The sequence below is a fragment of the Brevibacillus nitrificans genome (assembly GCF_003710965.1).
Lineage (GTDB): Bacteria > Bacillota > Bacilli > Brevibacillales > Brevibacillaceae > Brevibacillus > Brevibacillus centrosporus.
Window position 1 is genome coordinate 58317 of record NZ_RHHU01000012.1, and the last position, 20685, is coordinate 79001.

A 20685-nucleotide genomic window follows, 5' to 3' on the forward strand; every position below is an offset into this window, starting at 1 on the left:
TATGAATCTGGCAATAATGGGAGCAATCGAACAGGGCTTGTTATTCGGAATATTGGCCCTGGGCGTCTATTTAACTTTTCGCATTCTAAACGTACCTGATTTGACCGTAGACGGTAGCTTTGCCTTGGGCGGTGCGATCGCAGCGAAGTTCATCATCGATGGAACCAATCCTTACCTGGCTACTCTGCTGGCTTTTGTAGTCGGCGGTGTGGCAGGCGCCTTTACCGGCGTCCTGCATACGAAAGGGAAGGTAAACGCCCTCTTGGCTGGGATCCTGACCATGATCGCGCTGTATTCGATCAATCTGCGTATCATGGGGAAAGCCAACCTGCCGCTGTTGCGCGAAGACACCTTGTTCACCTATGTGAAGGATCTGAGCGTTCCAAACCTGGCTGTTGGCGGTGTGACGATCCTCACCGGTGTGGCTATCGTGTTCCTGGTAGGAGTGTTGGTTCTGAAGCTGGCGATCGACTGGTTCCTGCATACGGATCTGGGTCTGGATCTGCGGGCAACGGGTGACAATCCGAAAATGATCCGCAGCTTCGGGGTGAACACCGATACGACAACGATCGTCGGTCTGGCGCTTTCCAACGGTCTGGTCGCGGTTTCCGGTGCCTGGGTAGCCCAGTATCAGGGCTTTGCCGACGTCGGAATGGGGATCGGGATGATTGTGATTGGTCTTGCTTCTGTTATTGTCGGAGAAGTCTTGTTTGGAAGCTCCTCGATCTTTCGAGTGACGCTCGCTGTCATTTTAGGTTCGATCGTCTATCGTCTCGTGATCGCATTGGCTCTGCAGGCGGGTCTGAATCCGTCCGATATGAAGCTGATTACTGCCTTGATCGTTATCATCGCATTGACCGTACCGACGATTGCCAAAGCGGTTTGGAAGAAGCCGGCACGTGCGATGAAGGGAGGATCTGGCGATGCTTAAAATTTCAGGCGTAAATAAAGTGTTCAACGCGGGCACCGTCAATGAAAAAATTGCCCTGCGCAATGTCAATCTGGATGTGAAACGTGGCGAATTCATTACGGTCATCGGGAGTAACGGGGCCGGGAAATCCACAATGATGAATATGATTTCCGGTGGCATGCTGCCGGATGAAGGTACCATCACCATCGATGGGAAAAATGTAACGAAGCTGGGTGAGCATCAACGTGCCAGCCTAATCGGCCGCGTGTTTCAGGACCCGATGGCAGGGACGGCGCCAAACATGACAATCGAAGAAAACTTGGCGATTGCTCTGGCACGCGGTCAAGGCCGCAAGCTTTCTTTCGGGGTGAATAACCACAAGCGGGAGCTGTTCCGCGAGCAGCTGAAGCAGCTGGATCAAGGTCTGGAGAACCGCTTGAAAACAAAGGTAGGCTTTCTGTCCGGCGGTCAGCGTCAGGCGCTCAGCCTCTTGATGGCGACGTTCACAGAGCCAAAGATCCTGCTCCTCGATGAGCATACGGCGGCGCTCGACCCGAAACGGGCTCAGCTGATTGTCGATCTGACGGAGAAGATCGTCGAACGCTATTCGCTCACGACGATCATGGTGACACACAATATGGAGCAGGCACTGAACATGGGAAATCGTTTGCTCATGCTGCATGATGGCGGGATTATTCTCGACATCCCAGATGAGAAAAAACGTACTATGAAGCCGCAAGATCTGCTCCGAGCTTTTGAAACCGCTCGTGGCGGGGAAAGCTTCAACGAAGACCGCTTCTTGCTTACCTAAAAGCCAAACATCCCGATTCCATGAAAGTGTGGATCGGGATGTTTTTTTGTGCGGGAAGCTGTCCCACCGTAGAATCGTCTACGAGTGGGCGAGCTTCTTTTCCATTTTGCGAAAGTAGGCATACATCGCGCAGCCGCCGAGGAAGAGAACCATCGCGATGAGGAAGAACAGGGTAGGGCCGCCGAAATGAAGCAAGACCAAGCTGCCAAGGTACGGTCCGCAGGTGCGGGAAATGTCCCAATGCGTCCCTGTGATCGCAAAGTAGCGGCCTCGCATGGCTGGTGGCGCCATTTTCGAAACGAAGGTGAGCAGCTGCGTGAGACCAACGCTTTCTCCGAGTACCCATACCAGCTGTAGGGCGATGAGGACAGGCAAGGAATCGGTGAACCCATAGCCGAGAGCTACGAGTAGAAAACAAAAGTAGGAGCCGCCGATTAACAGACGAGTCGGCAAGTGCTGCGTAATTTTGACCAGCCAAAATTCGAGACAGATCAGGAGCACGCCTTTGATTGAAACCAAGGTAGCCAATGTTTGCAAATAATTCGGTATGCGTTGCCGAAAATGAAGCTGCAGATTCGTTTCCATTTGGGCGTAGAACAAGCTGATGGGCACCGACAGCAGCATGATCGCAAAGGCTGGGCGGTACGCGTGCCAAGTGCCTTTCTCATGCGCTGCCGAATGTTCTTCGGACGTAGCGGAAGAAGGCTCTGCATGGGGGACTTTTCTCCACAGGGCTGCCGCATACAGGAACAGGGAAGCAGCAGTAAACAAAAAGGCAAGCGCAGGATCGTATCGGTAGAGGAGTACACCTGCGAGCGGGCCGAGTACGGCGCCGATGCTGCTTGCGGTGTTGAGTAAGGCAAAGGAGCCAGCCATCTGTTCCTCTGGGATGGAATCGGCGAGATGAGCCCGACTCGCTGGAATGAACAAGGAGCGTCCTGCTCCGTTCAAAACGTAGAGCAAGCCAAGGGCGGCCATCGAGTCTGCCCAAGCCATTCCGAGCATAGCTGCTCCTTGTATGAGAAGGGACACGAGCATTACACTCTTTCGGCGGAAGCGGTCCGTCAGCCGACCGGCAAACAGCGTAAGCAGTATTTCGGAAAAAGGCTGCAGCCCAATAATGAGCATGGTCATGGTAATGGACCCGCCCATGTGTTCACTGAGATACAGGACTAAAAATGGAGCAATCATGGCGCTGGACAGAGAAGTCAGTGTTTCTCCAAACAGCCGAACCCATAAGATAGGTGGATAAGTAGCGATCAGGCGTCTGAGGCAAAGAGGAATGTCATTCATGGCGAGTATCCTTTCTTTCTGCTGCGGGAAATGGTTTCGTCCCATTTTACGTTGGTATAATGAGGAGAAAAAGCGTACGATTAGGACGCAAAGTTTTTCATGTTTTTCGGAAAGAATCGGTGGTGATCCTATGCAATTGGTCGAACAATACACGCGCTTGATTGCGGGTCTGTCAAATAAAGAGCTGGGAGTGCCGCAGGAAATCGCTTTGGCGGAAGTGGCGGCCATTCTGTTTTGTACGCAGCGCAATGCTACGTGGACGTTAAAAAAGATGCAAAATCATGGCTGGCTGCAGTGGCAGCCGGGGCGAGGGAGAGGAAACCGCTCGATGCTCACTTGCCATTTGGCTCCACAGGATCTGGTGATGTCGGCAGCCAAGGAGCTCGTTCAAAAAGGCGAGATTCACACTTCTCGACAGCTGATCCAGCAGTATCAAAGGGAGTGGGCAGGATTGGAGGAGGCCTATTCCTTGTGGATGAGCAGTCAGTTTGGGCTTCGCGTTTCCAGGGAAAAGGAACGGGGACAAGGGGGGCGTATCGATACCTTGCGCTTTTTTGTGGATCGACCGTTTCGCTGTCTCGATCCCATACGAGTCCTGCTGCGTTCACAGACGCATGTGGTCAAACACGTTTTTGATACGTTGGTCCGTTTTGATCCCGTCACGAAAACCGTTGTCGGAGCGCTCGCTTTTTACTGGGAATCGGACGAAAGTGGTGTCGAATGGACTTTTTGTTTGCGCAAAGGGGTTTTGTTTCATCATGGCAGATCGCTCACTGCGGATGATGTGTGCTATTCGTTGGAACGAAGCTCAGGAGCAGAATCGAGACATCGCTGGACGACAGCTTCGATCGAATCTGTCAAAGCACTCGACGAGTATACGGTCAAAGTGATCTTGCGGCAGCCCGATCGGTTGTTTTTGCATGCCTTGAGCAAAGAGTACGCTTCGATTGTGCCGCAGGACTATGCCCTGAAGATGGGAGCGGGCTTTGAGAGCTGGCCGATTGGCACGGGACCTTTTAAAGTCGTTCGCAACGACGACTCCATGCTCGTCCTGGAAGCGTTTCAGCCCTATTTTGCGGGACGCCCGTTTCTCGATCGGGTAGAGCTGTGGTGCGTACCGGAGATGGAGGCTGGATCGGATGCGGATCAGATGCACCTTTTGCGGTCCGTGGCTGGTGCAGGGATCGCCCCGACAAGCAAGGAAGGGGAATGGAGAGGCTTTTCTCGCCATGAGCAAAGCTTTCAATACGTCAGTCTTAATGCCAATAAACCTGGACCGCTGCACCGGAGTTCTTTTCGTGCGGGACTCGCCGCTATCCTATCTGGAGCCATGCTGCGAGCGGAGCTGAAAGGGGCAAGGCAGCCAGTGGAGGCATGGGGAGATGCCCTTTCCGATTTGCAGGAGGAGACTAGGCAGCCAGACGCCGTGCTGGATGAGCATGGGCCATACAGGCATACAGGGGAACCGCTTTTGCTCTGCACCTACCCTGATCCGGATCATGTGGAAGACGCATGCTGGATTCAAAACAGATGCGCACAATACGGGATCGCGATTGAAATCGTCTATGTTGACCCGGAGGAGCTGGCACGTTCGGAGAGGCTGCAGGAAGCAGACCTGATCGTGGATAGTGCAAATGTGGACGAGCGGTTGGAGCTGTCTCTTTTGGAGTTTCTCTATGCGGACGCCTTGAGCATTCGCCATCATCTGGATAAGGAGGGTCGGGAAGAGGTCGAGCAGCAGGTCAGCCGCATGCGTGCTTTGACAACCGATACACAGAGAGCGGACACGATGAGAGCGATCCTGGGAATACTGCTTGGCCGACATACGTTTGTCCCGCTGTATTCCAACCGTATCGAAATGCGTGCACATCCGCAACTGTCCGGAATTTGTCTGGACGCGTATGGCTGGGTTGACTTTTCCCGAGTGTTCGTTCAGCCATAGCTGAAAATTTGTCACATTTTAGTGTGAAACCGCTTTCGTTTTTCAACGTATAATTAGACGTAGAGTGATTACCGTTATTAAGAACAAAATCTTATCAGTCAGACAAAACGGTCGAGGGGGAAACGCGTTGTACACGAAGATGGAAAAGGACAAACATATCGTGTTTGCATCCATTCGCTTGATGATCTGCGTAGGTCATGCAGATGGTTATATAGGAAATAAAGAAGTAAGCCGCATACATGAGCTGGTGAATTCGGAGCACTTCACCCTCAAGGAGAGACAAATCCTGATGGACGACATGGATTATCCGAAACGTCCGGAAGTGATCGCCGAAGATCTGGTGGATTTGCCTTTATCCGAAAAGCTGATGATGATGCGCAAGCTGTATCACATGGCGTTAATTGACCGCAAGCTGTCTCCAAAGGAATCCAAGGAGATCGGGAGGATTGCTTGCTTGATCGGTATCTCGGAAGAAAAGCAGGCACAGGTAGAAGAATGGATCATTGACGGGATCAAATGGCGGGAACGCTGGGATGATATCGTAGCAAATTAGAAAGGGCCCCAAACAAATTGGGGTCCTTTCACCTTTTTTGGTACAATAAGGAGAAGGCTAGCGAAAGAGGAGGACAAATCTATGTTGCGGATCTTGATTACGAACGATGACGGTATTGATGCACTGGGTATCAAACGTCTGACCGAAGCATTGCTGACACTGGAGGGTGCGGAGATTTACGTAGTTGCACCACAGGAAGAAAAAAGCGGTGTAGGTCATGGGGTTACCTTTCGCAGTGCATTGGAACCGCAAGAGCACGATTTCTACGGTCTTCCTGTAAAAGCTTGGGCTATTAACGGCAATCCCGCCGACTGTGTGAAAGCGGCGTACCACCTCTTGTTTGAGGACGATCAAAAACCGGATATTGTTTTTTCCGGCATCAATGTCGGTACGAACCTGGGACGAGACATCTATTATTCAGGGACGTGCAGCGGCGCGCGTGAGGCGGTCATTCTCGGAATACCTGGCATAGCTCTGTCCTACGATAACTGGTTTGATCAGGATAACTACGGGGAAGTGGTGGAAATGATCCAGCCCCTCATTCAAGAGTTCAGTGAGAAAGCGAAAAAGGGCGAGCTTCCGCAGCAGGTATTCTGGAATGTGAATATTCCGCATGTGCCGCAAAAAGAGCTGAAGGGGATTGTGCCAGCTTCCCTGTCCTTGAATCATTATGAAGACAAGTACAATAAGGAAGGTGCCGGCTACTATCTGGTACGGGAATATCCAGAAGTCATGCCGCTTGCTGAGCCGTACGATTACGACCTGCTCAAACACGGCTACATCGCGATTACACCCGTGCACATTGACGCTACGGACCGCGACCTGCTCAAACAGCTGGATGAATGGACTTTCATCAAATCCTGGGGGAAACGCGAGGGATAAAGATGGCAGAGGAGTACGAGCCACAGATTGAGCCAGATGCAAACAGGCTGTCGCCGAGCACTCACACTATGGGAGAACGGCTGGATCCTGACCGCTTTTCCGATTTGTACAGACTGGCTGGTGACGAAGGGCTCCCCTATTTTGCTCGCCTAAATTCGCAAGGTGTAGTCGAGCTGTACCTTGTCTTCGAATCGGTGGATGCATTTAGCGAGCAGACGCGGGATGCTGTATCGCTGGAATTCAAGACGTACCAGAACAAACTGCTTGCGGTCATCTGGACGCTTTCTAATCCTCTGGAGCCTTTGGGTTTTCCGCTCAGCTTTGATATTTTGCAAAGGGAAGAACGCCATATGGCACAGGCGATCCTCAGGCAAGAGGCGACCCCTCTGCATTATCTGGCATACGAGGAAGGGCGCCTGACGCATATTTTTACCGAGTCGATCTCCTTTTCGGCAGAGGAAATCGAGCGTGCGGAGGGAATGATCCGGGCATTGTTCGAGGGAACGCCCGAAGTGCTGCCAGAAGCTGCCGAGGTGAGGGAGGAAGAGACGCAGACGATGTCTGGGCTTGCTCTCCCCGCCGAAGTGCTTCAAGAAGAGGGAATGGCCTTTGTTCTGGATTACAAAAGTATGCTGGAAGCACACGGTGAAGAGGAAGCACAACACTTGTTGATGCGGACGGTTCAGCAGGCAGTGTGGGTCATGCGCAGGCACGCCCGAAGTGAAGTGAGGGACTCGTCCTTCACCGTCTGGGCAGCTCAGCAGGGCGAGCACCTCTCCCTCGTTGTCACGCCGATGCTCTCGGATCTATTTGAAGTCATTCATACGTCAGAGGACGAGTCCAATCCATTTGCCCGTTTTCTCATGACTCTGCCTGCCTTTATTCGATGCGAGGACGTGCTCCCCATACGCCTAGGCGCCTTTCCCCTCCTGCGCTATGAAAGAGGTCGTCTCTATCAATTGGAGCTGGATGAAAGGGTACAGGCACGAATGTTCGAACTGCATCAGGAAGCGTTTTCAGGCAGTTTTAATCCTTATCTATAATCATGGCAACATTGTGAAAACGGATTTTCATAGGAATGTTTTCGGCTTCGATGAAATATGGGTAAATAAGTCAAAATTCAACAAAGGATACGACAAGGAAAACTTCGAAGTAGGTAGGACAGACAATCTGCTGGGGAGAGGTGACAACGATGTACGCTGTTCAACCCGATATACTACAGTACGTTTCCGATTGCGCTCACCGTTTTCAAGAGGAGATTGAACAACTGGCTGAGAGTCATGTACTTACGATTGAAGGCGGGCTGCCGGCTCTGGAGCTGCAGGTCCAACCCAAATTCCAGGCGTTGCTGGAGTACACACTGTGGGGCGAGTATGGGGTCGTCGCGATCCACGGCAAGCTGCAGCTGCGAAACGAAGGACTGCCTTCCAAAGATCAATTTGCGATCATGATGAAGTTTTCCCTGTCGCACGATCCAAACATAGATATCGAACACAAGAAACAGCGCATCGAAGAAATTCTTTACGGGGAAGTGGACCTGTTTTGGAACATTCCCCCAGAAGGGCATATCGGGCATGTGGAATTGACGATTCGCTTTTCCTATCAACCGGGCACGGGAAGGCTGGGGGAATATGTACGCTGCGTCTTGGGCATCGTAACGGGTAACATGAAGGCCGCCTGATCACCATAAAATGTAGACCGAAAAGCTCTCGAACATAGGAGAGCTTTTTTCCTTCTTTAGGGGAGGAAGCAAAAGGCGGGAAGGGAGAAGGATGAGAGTATGCGATTATTTGTTGCACTGGATATACCTGAGCATGCAGCAGCGTATATAACGGATATTCAACAGCGGCTGCAGCAGGAAGTGACTGCTGATCGTTGGCAATCCTTGCACAATCTCCATCTCACCTTGCATTTCTTGGGGGAAGTGCCTGAGTCGCTGCTCCCAGCCATTTGTGAAGACATGGATATCGTCAGCGCCATTATCAATCCGTTTTCGCTGCGGATCGGAGGGTTTGGCGCATTCCCTCATGCGGAGCATCCTCGTGTTCTCTGGCTGGGGTTGCGTGGCCAGACGAATCCTTTGAAGCAGCTGCACCTGTTGCTGGGAAAGCGCTTTGATCTGCATGAAGGTCTTTCCTATGATCGAAAACGGTATCGTCCCCATATCACCCTCGCCCGCGGTCCGCATGGTCAGGGAGGCGGGCTGCCCCTGCTGGAGTGGAACGAGCGGTATTTGGCGATCGAGCCGCCACAGTGGCAGGCGAAGCATGTCCATTTGTATCAGTCCGAGCTAAAGCCGGAGGGAGCGGTACATTCGATTATCCACACAAGCACGTTTGATAAAGAACACAGCAAAAAACAAGCGGTGCCTGAATAGACTGGAAGAAGAGACCAGTGGAGATCTTCCAGAAAGCGGTGGAAAACGGATGGGTGAGTTCACGACCGGCATTCTTTATCCACGCAAATACGAACCGAAAGTACTGATAGCCTTGTCCAAGACAGAAAAGCCGTACTTCCATAGAAACGTCAACGGCGACTGGAACGCTTTTTTCCTGCAGGACGAGTGGCTGGAAAGATCGGAAACCCTGCAATTTCTCCTGCAGCTGTCAAAGCATTTTGTGCCGCTGCTATGGTTTCACGACGCAGAAGACAATGGCTGGGGATTTCGGTTGTTCGATGCTGGCTACGAAGTGTCATCGGGGACGATCAGCTACTCGCTGGATGTTGAGATGGCCGAAGAGGAATTTGGCCGACTGTATCCGGAAATCGACCTGCAGGAAGGCATCGGAGAAAGTGACGAAGTGCGGCAAAAGTACGAAGACATCCTGGACCGGGTAGTACGCTCGGAGCTGTATCGGCGAGAAGTAGGCAAAGGAATTACCAGGATTAAGCCACAGTCCTTTCAGCGCATCGTTGGCCCCAAGCAAGTGCAACAGCTTCGTTCGTTGTTCGACTTGCAGCTGTTGACGGATGTAGATGAAGAGACTGGCGCTTCGTTGTTGTACGATTCAGTCGATCTGTTCAAAGAGATTCTAGGCATCGAAGAGATGGTTTGGGTCAATTACGCTTACCTGGCAAGCGGGGGAAGAGAATAGAAAAGAAAAGAAAAGAGGAGGGCGATGTGGCGACGTGCACATTGCCTTCCTCTGTTTATTATACGGGGAGAATGTATACGATTCTTAGGCTTGGCAGAGCCTTAACCGCGAACGGTATCCCCCTGTTCAATCCGGTCAATGCCTGCAAAACGGATGCGAACGGATCGGGCCAGCAGGAGATCGGAGGAATCCGATACCTGCATATGTAGATGGGGCTCATTGGAATTGCCAGAGTTGCCGCATTGCCCGATCAGCTGTCCTTGCAAGACTGAATCGCCCGTCTGCACAGTGACCGAGCCGCATCTGAGATGGGCAAGCAGGCTGTACTCTCCGTTGCCGTGGTCGATCTCCACAAAGTTGCCGGCCGCATACGCTTCATTGACGATGCCAGGCTCGTTGTCCGCTACAGCGTTTGACACCTTGAGGACGGTTCCAGAAGCGGGAGCGAGGATCGGCTGTCCGAAAGCAAAATAGCTTTCATTGTGTTTGGGATCACCTAGGTAGGTTTGCCCGTTTTTCATGACGAGAAAGTCAAACGCATAGCGCTGGCTCGGATAGGCGTAGTGGTAGTTGACCAGCTCGTTTGTGCCGCCCCAATAAGTGAACCACTCCCCGGTAAAGGGCAGCCGGTAGGTTCCTTTTGATAAGGCTTCGTCGGTTTCAGGAAAAGAGCTCAGATGGGTGAGGCGTAAACCGAGAATCTCACCGCTTTGACTGATCGCGGTAGATAACCCTTTCTGCCCACTCTCGTCCACCCAGACGATACGAAGTGCGCCGCCCCAAGGGACGATGGAGGCAGGGCGTGCTTGATAAGTCTTTACCCCTTGGTGAAATTGGGAAGCAAACGTGCCAAACTCCTCCAGGCTCAATTGCTCTCGAAACGAGAGGCTGCACGCTTCGTAGAGCTGCTGGTATGCCCCTGACAGAAAGGCGGCAGGTATCCAGTCTGCCAGAGCAGCACGATCATGTCGTTCCAAAGGAATCACACTCCATTCGGATAAATAGTACGGATGAAGCGAGGTTTCGTTTCTCGAAAACAAAAACCCAGCGTCCGATTAGACCGTACTGGGTTTGATGTGTATTATTTCTTTTTCCACTGTCCGAAAATCTCGTCGATATCCAGAAGCATGATCAGCTTGTCGTTCAAGCGGGCAATTCCTTGCAAATACTTGCCTTCCACGCCGGCGATGAGTGGAGGCGCAGCTTCAATCAGCTTTTGGGGAATATTCATGACCTCGGAGACAGCGTCGACGATGATGCCCACATCCAGTCCTTCCAGCTGGAGATCGACGAAGCGAGTATCGTCTGTTTCTGCGACAGGCTCCAGCCCGAACATGGTGCGAAGATTGATGATTGGCAGGATGCGTCCACGCAAATCGACTACCCCTTCTACGTACGCAGGCGACTTGGGAAAACGCGTCACAGGCAACGGCTTGATAATTTCCCGCACGAGCGAAATGGAGAGGCCGTAATACTCATTCCCCATCTTGAAAAGGATCGATTGGGCAGTTGCCCCTTCTGTATCCCACTGCGATCCGTGATTTTGCTTCACAAGTTCCATATGACACTTCCTCCCCGAATCTCTTTCCATTCTTTACCCATATTGTAGCATGGACAAACCTGAACGGGGATGGTTTTTCACTTGTCCAAGCACAAGGCTTGCGGGTTTTGTCCAGCCGCGATCCGCAATCCGTCCGGTTACCCTACCTATCAAAACAACGGGAGCCATGGACCAGAAGGTAAAGTCATGGACTCCGCTGTTGACGTCATACCCCACAGCCTATTGCTTCAGCTGACTTGTCTTCCGTATCGCACCAGCACGTGCCAGATCTGCTTTAAATGCTGCCATGTCTCATTGGGCTCGCCCCAGTCTTTCCAGTTGTCCGGGTGATCGGAAAAGTCGGCGGCCGCTCTGCCAATCGTTGCGGCATCGAGCACTCCAGAAGATGCGCCGTACCGTTGATCCAATCTTGCCGCGAATGGCGGCATAGCAGGACCGCGAAAATCTGCGGGCACGTCGCTCACAGAAAGAACAAAGCCCGGATGCCATACGAGTTCGATGGCGTACTTGTCCGCTAGGAGCTGGAGCTTGCTGGCTATGTGTGTACCTTGGTAGGAAGGATCAGCAAAAATCGCTTCGACATCGGTACCAAGATCGATATCCCCGTGGATTTGCGCTTCGATGTAATCGTCCAATGCGCGCCCGATTCGGTGATTCGCCTCTTGAAATCCATTTGCCCGTAAAGTTAGGAGCTGATGGACCACGGCTGGTACGTCCATGTTCGGCGAGCCGAGTGCTTCTTTGGTGGTTTCGACGCTGTGCAATAGAGCGGCAAGGATCGCGTCGAAAGAATCAGCCGTTCCGAAATGCTCCGGTCCGGTATGGCTGTCACCAAACGTAAACGTACAACGTTGCAGCAGGTGAGGGCGCAGCTGAATATAACAGGAGCCAAATCGCGGGGACGCGCCATCCGCATAGTTCATGAGGTTGAGAGCACCGTATTTAGGGCGTTCCTTTTCCTGAACGGCCGATGACTGGTAGGCGCCTCCGAATAATTTCTCCTCCCAGCGATCACGATCCCCACCGGGATAGGCAGTACGGCCACCGTTGGTCACGCCGGTTTCAAATTGGCTTTTGTAGATGCCAGTCGCCAAAAGTCCTTCTACTACGGAAATGCCAGCGGGAAGGATTCGATCTGGATGAAAGCTGAGTGTGACACGAGCATGCTGTCGGATGTTGGTCAGCAAATCCTCCACCGTTACAAAGTCTACGCCAGCATTCTGCAGGATGGACGTTGCTTGTTCACGCATTTGTTGTTGCAAAAGCGTGGATTGGTTTTGGACAAACTGCATGGCAAAAGACTGTGCTGCCGTTAACGAATTCTGTGAGCATAGCTGCTTTGACTGATGGGCGTATGGATCCACGTGCATCCTCCTGACTCGTCTTCCAAGCGTTTTTATCCATTGTAGTGCATCCCTTTTGCCATGAAAATCATTATTTTGGCACATGACAGACAAAAATGCACCCAAATGAAGGGTGCATTTGTCGTAGGGCATTTATTTAATCTTGATCCGATATGTATAATCATCCGCCATCAGCTTCGTCACCTGTTCTCGGTCAGTCTGAACCGGATAGGGAAGGCGGATGGAATCCCCGAGAATGAAGTCTTTATGGGTGCCTTGCGTCTTTTTCAGGAGCTTGGTCGAGCTCGCCAGTACTTGGCATTCGTTACAGACAGATGGTAGGTTGCGTTTTTCGCATCCCATTTCACCTCGTATCCGAGCGATTGTGCCAAAAGCTGAAGGGGTACTCCCGATGGTAAGAAAAGAGCCAATTCTTTTCAAAAAAAAAGCCATACTAAAGGAAAGAAGCAAAAAAAGACTGACAAGCCGTGGCGTGTCAGTCTGCTCGTTCTTATCGGGCTTCCTCAGGGTTCCTTCAGCTCGCTAAGCGAAATTCCCTGTTCCAGCGCAAATTCAAAGTCATCCACATCATAAAATTGAACGGGTACGATATATTCCAAAATCCGATCCTGATAGTCCGGCTGGTCCGTGATCAGCGGGACTTCAAATCGCATGGACGTGAGCAAAAGCTGTGTCTCGACAGGATCAAAAATTTCTCCCCACATGGCGTTGTCTTCCACTTTGATGATGGTCAGCGTGACCCCATTCGGAAAGGTAAAAGGCACCTTGGACCACGGAGCGATCAACCCTTTTTCCAAACGTTTGCGGTTGAACGGATCATGGAAAAACTGACTCATTTCCTGCATGATCTTCCGTACGTACTGATCGTCGCCAGAGTAGGGCATGATAGGTTCTGGGCTTTGGATAAACTCGTCCAATTCATAGATTGTCGACGCGGGTATCAGATATTCTACCGGTAGCGATGGGGACATCAGCTCCCCGTAGATAGCCAGCATGATCGCTTCGGTAACGAATTGTTTCGACATTTCGACAACCCTCCTCCTTACAATCATACTGAATTCCTGTACTTACAACAACCCCAGACAAGGGGAGAGAGTGCACGGTTTCCCATTTCCTCATCGACCGCAAGAAAGTGAAGTATCGGAGGGATGATCCTTGTTTGATTCCGCATTTGTCTCATCGCTGCTCATCATTATTACCATCAATATTGTGCTGAGTGGAGATAATGCCGTCGTAATTGCGATCGCTTGCCGCAAGCTTGCCCCGCAGCAAAGGAAAAGAGCAATCCTTTGGGGGACTTTCCTGGCTGTGATTGTCCGGGTAATCGCTACTGTGCTGGCGGTTTACTTGCTCAAAATCCCGTTTTTGTACTTGGTGGGTGGGGCTGTTTTGTTATGGATCAGCTACAATCTGCTGCGGGAAGAGGACGAAGACAGTCAGATCGAGTCCAGTGAGGATATCGTGCAGGCGGTCAAGACGATCGTAGTCGCCGATGTGATGATGGGGCTGGACAATGTTCTGGCTATCGCCGGGGCGGCAAATGGCAACATCGTATTGATCGTGCTTGGGCTCATTATCAGCGTGCCGCTCATGGTGTTTGGAAGCCAGCTGATACTCAAAGCTATGGAGCGGTTTAACTGGCTCGTCTACCTGGGCTCTGCGGTATTGGCCTGGGCAGCAGCCAACATGATTACAAATGAAGAGATCATCGCAGACTGGCTTTCCCCGTACAGTGGCCTGGAAGCTGTTATCAAAATTGTCCTTGTTGCGCTAGTGCTGTTTCTCGGTTACTGGCAACGAAGCCACCACGACCAGGCACATGCGGAGTAAAAGGAAAAGCTGAGACGCACGAGGTCTCAGCTTATACTATGTTCTTACATCGTTTGGACGATCGTGACGCTCATCCATTCTTTCTCGTATAGATTGATTTCGTAAGGGGATGCGACATTCGATCCATCGGGTTCATGCAAAATGCGGATCGTCGGTCGATTCACCGCCAGCGAATTGACTTGGGACACGACCCCCACCTGCCCGGTATTCAACTTCACCGTAGAGGCTACCGGATAAATGGCGACGTGCTGCAAGAACAGCTTTAGCAGATCCAAGTCGAAATAGGAGTTGCCTGTCGCAAATAAAAACTCCGTCGCGTCGCTGGGCGAATAGCTGTTGCGAAAGGGGCGAGGGGAAATCAGCGCGTCATATACATCTGCGATGGCAACGATCCGGGCGTACTCATGGATGTTTGTGTCTGTCAGCTGCCGAGGGTATCCGGTTCCATCGTAGCGCTCATGATGCTGCAAGGCACAGTGGGCAGACACCACCGAAATATTGTACTGGCCGCGCAAAATGTTGAAGCCTTCCTCCGTATGATACTGAATTCGTTTGCGTTCCTCCGCATTTAGCTCCAGCTTTTGACTCCATAGCTCTTTGGGAACCTGTGTCATGCCAATATCAAAGAGAAGAGCGCCAATCCCCAGATCCATCAGCTGCTGTTGGTTATAGCCTTTTGCCAGCCCTACAACTCCCGCAAGTACAGCTACATTGACCGCGTGATGAAAAAAGTAGCCGTCAAGTACGTGAAGATGGGAGAGATTGACGAGCACATCGCGGCGGCTGCTCAGGTCGGTAATGATCTCTTTGAATACCTTTTGAAAGGTGCTGCCGAAGTCGGGCAAAGAGGTTCGGCGTTTGACCAAGGGCTGATCCATCAAGCCCGTCATCGTTTTGTAGACCGCATCAACGGCATCTTTTCGGGTTTCATCACGTATCGCTTCTTCAGGAATGATATCTTCCGTATGCTTATCTTGAATATAAATGGTGTCGATACCCAATTGAACAAGCCGATCGATATAGCGCTGCGTCAGTTCTACTCCAAGTCCCAGCAGAACATTTCCGTTTTCGAGAAACACGCTTTTCGCTACTATATCGCCCGGCTTTACCGAGGAAATATGCAATTTTCTCACAACGATGGTCCCAGTCCTTTTCTTGTTGAAGTGTAAATCGTCCTGATATTCTGGCTATTCCGCTAGTTCCAATATAGCACAAGGAAGGGGAGGAGACTACCGTTTCCCTAGATTCTATTCTGCTGCGCGATCCGATCGGGTAAACCAGCGAAACGGATTCAGTGACCAGCGAGGCTCATGGCGAGCATAGCGCTCTTTGCGCCGTGTCAAGCGCTGCTGCATCAGGTCCATTTCAAAAGTGACACGGCGAATCTCCAAACGCAGCGATTCCTGCATTTCTTCGATGTCCGTAATTTTTTGCAGAATCGTCGACTGCATCGTGTTCAAGGTAGTCAGCTGCGTAAGTTCACGCTGAAACTGAACCAGTGTCTCCTGCACACTGCGCTCCATTTCCTGCATGCCCGCGTCCAGCTTGTTGGAAGCCGCTACAGTAATGGCGGTCTCTTCTACGGAAGACAGCTCGTCCGATAGGAGGAGATCTTCCGGAATCCGACCTTCATCGATCAGCTGGCGCTGGATTTCACGCAACGAGCTGTTCCCGCTATCTTTTCGTTCCTTTACTTCTTTCAATAAGGCGAAGCCGTTTTCGCTGATCAAATAGTGACCCTGCGGATTTTTCAGTCGTTCATGTGCCGGTACGAACAAGTCCAGCCAGTTGCGCAATGTACGAACATGCACGTCAAGGCGATCAGCTACCTCTTTCGAAGCCATCCAAACTTGTACATCCATCCCGAATCACTCCTTTTTTTCCCCCAGATATTCCCGGTGGAGTCATTATAGCACCATTTTTTTCCGGGAAAGAGAGAATCGACAAAGGTTCTAAAAAGTAGTGGGAATTCGTCTGTTTTGGACAGCTCTGCGTTTTTTGTCAAAATGGCGTACATGCTCATAATGACCGGGACAGGCGCGTACAATGAAGGGATGAATCGCCTACCCGCAAAGACGAGGAGAGGACTGCACGATGTCACCTGTCTTCTGGATTATTCTACTATCTGCTGCAGCAGCAAGCAGTATCGGCGGGCTTCTGCTGTGCTTGCGCGCCTGGTCGGAAGAGGCCCTGTTTGCCATGATCAGCGCGGGGGCAGGCCTGCTTTTGGCGATAACGATACTGGATCTGCTGCCGCATGTGCTTGAAGGGGAAAATCACCGGATGATGCCGTTTGTCCTGGTTGGTTTCGGGATGCTCTTTGCGATTGAAATGATCGGGAAGTCGGGGGGAGAGCTTGGCTCCACAGGAATGATTGGCGTGATGTCAGGATTTTTGATGCATGCATTTGTCGAGGGTGTATCGCTCACAGCAAGTATGCGGATGGATACGGAAGTCGGGATGTCTGTTTTGCTCGCGATGCTGCTGCACAAAATCCCGGATGGTGTGACCGTAGCGTCCTTGCTGCTCGCCGCGACCCGCTCGCGCCGAAAAGCATTTTGGGGGGCGACCTCCCTAGGGATTGCCACCATTGTCGGAGCGTGCAGCATGGGGGCCGTGGAGCGTATCTTTCCCCCGGACTGGTCTCCGGTAATGCTGGCAATGACAACGGGTATCTTTTTATACGTCTCAGCCAGTCACCTCGTTCCGTACATTCACCATGCGCGAAAAGCACAGCTGGGCGTTTACTTTTTTGGCGCAATTTTGGCGTATATGATGCTGGCAGCGTATTTATCCGGCGGCCATTCGCATGCATAAACAGAGCCTGAACTTGCCAGTCTAAGGAAAGAATGACTGGATGGACTGTGCAAGAAGGAGGCAGGAACAAATGAATGATAAACAGGGCGCGGGAGAGCTGGAGGAATTGATCATGCAGAGGCAGGCCGAATTCCCGGAAATAGGCACTTCCTTGAACCCGTTGGAGGAGCCTTGGTGGGGCTTTGACTTGTACGCAGACAATTCGACAGGGATCTCGTCTGACAGCGAATGATAGTGGAAATCTGTCCCATTTCTCACTCTCGTAACCGTGGACAAGATCGGTTATAATGTGGGATAAGTTGGAAGGGGGCAGATGCGTACTATGAATACATTGTTAGAGGGGAAAAACATCGTAATCATGGGAGTGGCTAACCATCGCAGCATTGCTTGGGGAATCGCCCAATCACTTCACAAGGCTGGTGCCAACCTGATCTTTACTTACCAGGGAGAACGTCTGCGTGAAAACGTGGCCGAGCTGTCTGCCAAGCTGGGCAAGGAGTCGCTGCTGGTCAATTGTGACGTGACAAAGGACGAGGACGTAGAGGCAGCCTTTGGCGTAATTCGCGAACAAGTCGGTGTCATTCATGGACTGGCTCACTGCATCGCCTTTGCCAAAACAGAAGAGCTGGAGGGCGAGTACGTCAATACGTCCCGAGATGGCTACGCGCTGGCACAGGATATCAGTGCCTATTCGCTGGTTGCGGTGGCACGCGCAGCTCGTCCGCTAATGACAGAAGGCGGCAGCATCGTCACCATGACGTATCTGGGAGGAGAGCGTGCCGTTGCGAATTACAACGTGATGGGCGTAGCCAAAGCTGCTCTGGATGCATCTGTTCGTTATTTGGCCAATGATTTGGGCAAGGAAAACATCCGCGTCAACGCGATATCGGCTGGCCCGATCCGTACGCTTGCCGCTAAAGGAATCCGCAATTTTAATGCTGTCCTCAAGGAAATTGAAGAAAAAGCTCCTCTACGGCGCACGATTGATCAATCCGAGGTAGGGGATACGGCGTTATTTTTGTTCAGCAATCTGTCTCGCGGGATTACGGGAGAGATTCTGCACGTAGATGCAGGCTACAGCATCGTCGCCGGCTAATAGCGATACATGCATAACAGGCTCACCTTTCGCGCACACTTTACGTAAATGCGAGGAAGGGAGCCTGTTTTTATGTTTCCATTAATTACGAATATGGAAGAATTTTTGATTTACATGGGTGGCGGCTTTCAGTACCTACCTGCCCATTTCAGCGACGAAGCGGGAGATCCGGGTCTTTCTCCCGAAGCGTTCGCGGGGGATCCCGATGCACAAGCTGTGACGGGCACGGGTAATCGCGACGTATAGGAGTCTTCGCTCTTCCTCCAGCGCTGCGTTTCCACCTTTTCGCAGCTCGTCCAGCGTGTATTCGTGGGGCAAGGCACCTTCGACGAGGTCCGGCAAAAAGACATGATCGTACTCCAACCCTTTTGCCCGGTGAATACTGAGTACATGAACAGCTTCTTCCGGGAGTGGCCGCTGCGTGCGCCACTCTTTTTCCCGTTGTGTCATTTGGTCGATGTAGGTGAGAAAATCAGCGACAGTCGCATGACGCTTGGAAGCGGCCAGCAATTGCTGCAGCTCGTCTGCCCAGCGATCTTTGCCGTCTTCGCGGTTCTTTGCCCGTTTTTTCAAATAATCGCGAAGCTTGCCATCCTCGTAGATGAGCTCCAGTGCCTGGGCAGCTGAGCATTCGCGGCAGGAGGTGAGGATGTCCATCACCGTTTGCAGATGCTTGCGCTGGTAAGGCTTGAGCTGAGCCTGATTGGGCAGGACGTGAAGAATCGGCACATCCTCCAAAATCGCCTGACTGCGCAGGGCATTCCACATCTCATGAGAAATGTAGAGCGTCGGCAAAATTTCCTTTAAGGCATCCGAATCGTCAGGGTTCTGCGCGAGGCGCAAATAGGCGAGCGTCCAGCGCACCGTTTGCCTTTGGTAAAAGGAATCCTCTTCTTGGGTGTAGTGAAATGGAATTCCTGCTTCACTCAAACGCTCCAGGATTGGTCGCGCGGATTCATTGGTGCGATACAGGATCGCGCATTCACCGAGCAGCGCCCCTTGCTCTTGGCGATGGATGATTTCATCGACGATCCGGGATGCTTGCTCTTCTTCGTCCTCTGGTTCAAATAAATACGCATCACCTTCTTCGTGATGGAAGGAGCGGCATTCCTTTTCCCAGCGCTCCCGGTTGTGACCAATCAGCGAATAGCCGAGACTGACGATGGACGAGTGCGAGCGGTAATTGACTTCGAGGGTGATCGTTTGCGCTTCGGGAAAATCTTTGGTGAAGCCCAGTATGTACTGCGGATCACTTCCGCGAAAGCCGTAGATGGACTGATCGTCATCGCCAATGACGCACAGGTTGTTGTGAGGAGCAGCGAGCAGCTTGACCGTTTCGTACTGAATCCGGTTAATATCCTGAAACTCGTCGATCATCACATGGGTAATTCGATCCTGGTAACGTTTCAGCAGCGTAGAATCCTCCCGCAGCATTTCGTAGCAGCCGATCAGCATGTCGTCAAAATCAAACCAGTTATGCTTTCGCTTGGCTTCCTCGTAGAGCGGGTAGAGCTGCTGGGCCTGCTTTTCCGTATCGCTCGCGGGCTCGCGGTAGGCGACATCATGCGGCAGGAGGTACTCGTTTTTCCAGCGGCTAATCACGCCGAGAGCGTCCAGCGCTTCGTTTTCTTTTAGCGCCAGCAGGTCATCATGCCCCAAAAGCGCGCCAGTTTCTCGTAGCAGACGCCATTTTTGCCATTCCTTTTTCAAAAGGCGCTGCTGATCCCAGCGAGCGGGCTGATGATGCAGAAGCATGCGGTAAAAAATGCTGTGGAACGTACCGGCGACAAGCTCGCGGGCTTGGCTTGGCAGCAGCTGCCGTGCGATGCGCTGGCGGATTTCCTCGGCTGCCTTTGTCGTAAACGTGACCACCAAAATCTGTTTCGGTTCGATGCCTTTATCCTGTATGAGATGGGCTGTGCGAGCGGTCATGACTCGAGTCTTGCCACTGCCCGCACCAGCCAAAATGAGCAGAGGGCCCTCGGTCGTATGAACGGCTTGCTGCTGTCCGGGATGCAGGCTTTCGTTACGCTTTTGTTCGGCGAGATGCTGGATGCTCTTTTTGGGCGTCAGCCTTTTCCGAAAGATCGGCGGCTTGGGAGCAGGGGAAGGAACTGTCACGCTTTTGCCGATGCTGCGCTTTTTCGGCATGCGAAAAGAACCGATCACCGGATCCTCTGTCGTCTCTTCTTCTTCCGGCTTGTCCACAACGGCTGTGGCAGCGGCGACCTGCTCCTGCACGAGCTGCCAGTCTGGCCCGGACGCTTCCTCCAAAGACAAGCCGGAGCAAGCCACATCCTCGGCGTGCGCAAAGTACGGTTCAAACGTAACACCAGCAATCAGACGCAGAGGGAATGCACAGACTGGACAGCGAATTTGATCCTGTCGCGCTGCCATACGCCAAAAGGGGATGCGGTTGTAGGTTTCCGGTTGCAGCAGGATAGGTTTATTGTCGAGAAAGGCATGTTTCATCAAGGACACCTCAGGTTGATAGTAAGAATGAAAGAAGAAGTGCCCCCTGGCCGCAGGGG

22 protein-coding genes are annotated in these 20685 nt (G+C 52.0%); 13 read left to right on the plus strand and 9 right to left on the minus strand.

The window, feature by feature from the left end; genetic code table 11:
• Position 1 precedes the first annotated feature (1 nt).
• Both EDM59_RS20190 and EDM59_RS20195 read left to right on the plus strand, forming a co-directional pair.
• Complete coding sequence (locus tag EDM59_RS20190) at positions 2-931, plus strand: ABC transporter permease (RefSeq protein WP_122925273.1); 930 nt, start codon at positions 2-4, stop codon at positions 929-931.
• Entirely contained in the window at positions 924-1721 is a 798-nt protein-coding gene (locus tag EDM59_RS20195; protein ID WP_092267574.1) for an ABC transporter ATP-binding protein, read from the plus strand. The genes EDM59_RS20190 and EDM59_RS20195 overlap by 8 nt, the downstream gene beginning before the upstream one ends.
• Before the next feature lie 78 nt (positions 1722-1799).
• Here EDM59_RS20195 and EDM59_RS20200 read toward each other — a convergent pair whose 3' ends face one another.
• On the minus strand, positions 1800-3014 hold the full coding sequence (locus tag EDM59_RS20200) for an MDR family MFS transporter (protein WP_122925274.1): 1215 nt from the start codon (positions 3012-3014) through the stop codon (positions 1800-1802).
• Positions 3015-3144: 130 nt separating this feature from the next.
• Between EDM59_RS20200 and EDM59_RS20205 the strand changes: the two genes are divergently transcribed.
• From EDM59_RS20205 to EDM59_RS20235, 7 genes are all read left to right on the plus strand, one after another.
• On the plus strand, positions 3145-4956 hold the full coding sequence (locus EDM59_RS20205) for an SgrR family transcriptional regulator (RefSeq protein ID WP_122925407.1): 1812 nt from the start codon (positions 3145-3147) through the stop codon (positions 4954-4956).
• A 139-nt stretch (positions 4957-5095) separates the two neighbouring features.
• Positions 5096-5509 carry a tellurite resistance TerB family protein gene (locus tag EDM59_RS20210; protein ID WP_092267904.1) on the plus strand — a complete coding sequence of 138 codons (414 nt, stop codon included), beginning with the start codon at positions 5096-5098 and terminating at the stop codon, positions 5507-5509.
• Positions 5510-5590: 81 nt separating this feature from the next.
• Positions 5591-6391 (plus strand): 5'/3'-nucleotidase SurE, encoded by an 801-nt coding sequence (surE, locus tag EDM59_RS20215; RefSeq protein WP_122925275.1) that lies wholly within the window; start codon positions 5591-5593, stop codon positions 6389-6391.
• A gap of 2 nt (positions 6392-6393) precedes the next feature.
• Positions 6394-7434 (plus strand): hypothetical protein, encoded by a 1041-nt coding sequence (locus EDM59_RS20220; protein ID WP_122925276.1) that lies wholly within the window; start codon positions 6394-6396, stop codon positions 7432-7434.
• Positions 7435-7583: 149 nt separating this feature from the next.
• Positions 7584-8072 carry a hypothetical protein gene (locus EDM59_RS20225; protein WP_122925277.1) on the plus strand — a complete coding sequence of 163 codons (489 nt, stop codon included), beginning with the start codon at positions 7584-7586 and terminating at the stop codon, positions 8070-8072.
• Between the two features lie 99 nt (positions 8073-8171).
• Positions 8172-8768, plus strand: a complete 597-nt coding sequence (gene thpR / locus EDM59_RS20230; RefSeq protein WP_122925278.1) for an RNA 2',3'-cyclic phosphodiesterase — start codon at positions 8172-8174, stop codon at positions 8766-8768.
• 49 nt (positions 8769-8817) lie between these two features.
• Positions 8818-9486 (plus strand): hypothetical protein, encoded by a 669-nt coding sequence (locus tag EDM59_RS20235; protein WP_122925279.1) that lies wholly within the window; start codon positions 8818-8820, stop codon positions 9484-9486.
• Between the two features lie 101 nt (positions 9487-9587).
• Here EDM59_RS20235 and EDM59_RS20240 read toward each other — a convergent pair whose 3' ends face one another.
• The 5 genes from EDM59_RS20240 to EDM59_RS20260 all read right to left on the minus strand — a co-directional run bounded on the left by EDM59_RS20240 (position 9588) and on the right by EDM59_RS20260 (position 13436).
• The gene (locus EDM59_RS20240; RefSeq protein WP_122925280.1) at positions 9588-10463 is read right to left on the minus strand and encodes a M23 family metallopeptidase; all 876 of its coding nucleotides are present in this window, start codon (positions 10461-10463) and stop codon (positions 9588-9590) included.
• A 104-nt stretch (positions 10464-10567) separates the two neighbouring features.
• On the minus strand, positions 10568-11047 hold the full coding sequence (locus EDM59_RS20245) for a chemotaxis protein CheW (RefSeq protein WP_092267582.1): 480 nt from the start codon (positions 11045-11047) through the stop codon (positions 10568-10570).
• A gap of 227 nt (positions 11048-11274) precedes the next feature.
• Positions 11275-12417, minus strand: coding sequence for a DUF3626 domain-containing protein (locus tag EDM59_RS20250; RefSeq protein WP_122925281.1), 1143 nt, complete (start codon positions 12415-12417; stop codon positions 11275-11277).
• Positions 12418-12543: 126 nt separating this feature from the next.
• Positions 12544-12753: a hypothetical protein gene (locus EDM59_RS31150; RefSeq protein WP_183192973.1), complete on the minus strand. Its 210-nt coding sequence runs from the start codon at positions 12751-12753 to the stop codon at positions 12544-12546.
• 161 nt (positions 12754-12914) lie between these two features.
• Complete coding sequence (locus EDM59_RS20260; RefSeq protein WP_122925283.1) at positions 12915-13436, minus strand: ADP-heptose synthase; 522 nt, start codon at positions 13434-13436, stop codon at positions 12915-12917.
• Positions 13437-13566: 130 nt separating this feature from the next.
• On the opposite strand from EDM59_RS20260, the gene EDM59_RS20265 reads away from it, so the two are divergent.
• Positions 13567-14241 carry a TerC family protein gene (locus EDM59_RS20265; RefSeq protein WP_122925284.1) on the plus strand — a complete coding sequence of 225 codons (675 nt, stop codon included), beginning with the start codon at positions 13567-13569 and terminating at the stop codon, positions 14239-14241.
• Positions 14242-14285: 44 nt separating this feature from the next.
• Here the strand turns inward: EDM59_RS20265 and EDM59_RS20270 are convergent, their stop codons facing one another.
• Entirely contained in the window at positions 14286-15374 is a 1089-nt protein-coding gene (locus tag EDM59_RS20270; RefSeq protein WP_122925285.1) for an HD-GYP domain-containing protein, read from the minus strand.
• Between the two features lie 114 nt (positions 15375-15488).
• Positions 15489-16103: a MerR family transcriptional regulator gene (locus tag EDM59_RS20275; RefSeq protein ID WP_092267588.1), complete on the minus strand. Its 615-nt coding sequence runs from the start codon at positions 16101-16103 to the stop codon at positions 15489-15491.
• Between the two features lie 232 nt (positions 16104-16335).
• On the opposite strand from EDM59_RS20275, the gene EDM59_RS20280 reads away from it, so the two are divergent.
• The 3 genes from EDM59_RS20280 to fabI all read left to right on the plus strand — a co-directional run bounded on the left by EDM59_RS20280 (position 16336) and on the right by fabI (position 18154).
• Positions 16336-17058, plus strand: a complete 723-nt coding sequence (locus EDM59_RS20280; protein WP_122925286.1) for a ZIP family metal transporter — start codon at positions 16336-16338, stop codon at positions 17056-17058.
• Between the two features lie 70 nt (positions 17059-17128).
• A complete protein-coding gene (locus EDM59_RS31155) occupies positions 17129-17290 on the plus strand; it encodes a hypothetical protein (RefSeq protein WP_183192974.1) in 162 nt (53 codons plus the stop codon).
• Between the two features lie 90 nt (positions 17291-17380).
• The gene (fabI, locus tag EDM59_RS20285) at positions 17381-18154 is read left to right on the plus strand and encodes an enoyl-ACP reductase FabI (RefSeq protein ID WP_092267590.1); all 774 of its coding nucleotides are present in this window, start codon (positions 17381-17383) and stop codon (positions 18152-18154) included.
• Positions 18155-18289: 135 nt separating this feature from the next.
• On the opposite strand, the gene EDM59_RS20290 is transcribed toward fabI, so the two are convergent.
• Positions 18290-20626 carry a UvrD-helicase domain-containing protein gene (locus tag EDM59_RS20290; RefSeq protein ID WP_122925408.1) on the minus strand — a complete coding sequence of 779 codons (2337 nt, stop codon included), beginning with the start codon at positions 20624-20626 and terminating at the stop codon, positions 18290-18292.
• Positions 20627-20685 lie beyond the last annotated feature (59 nt).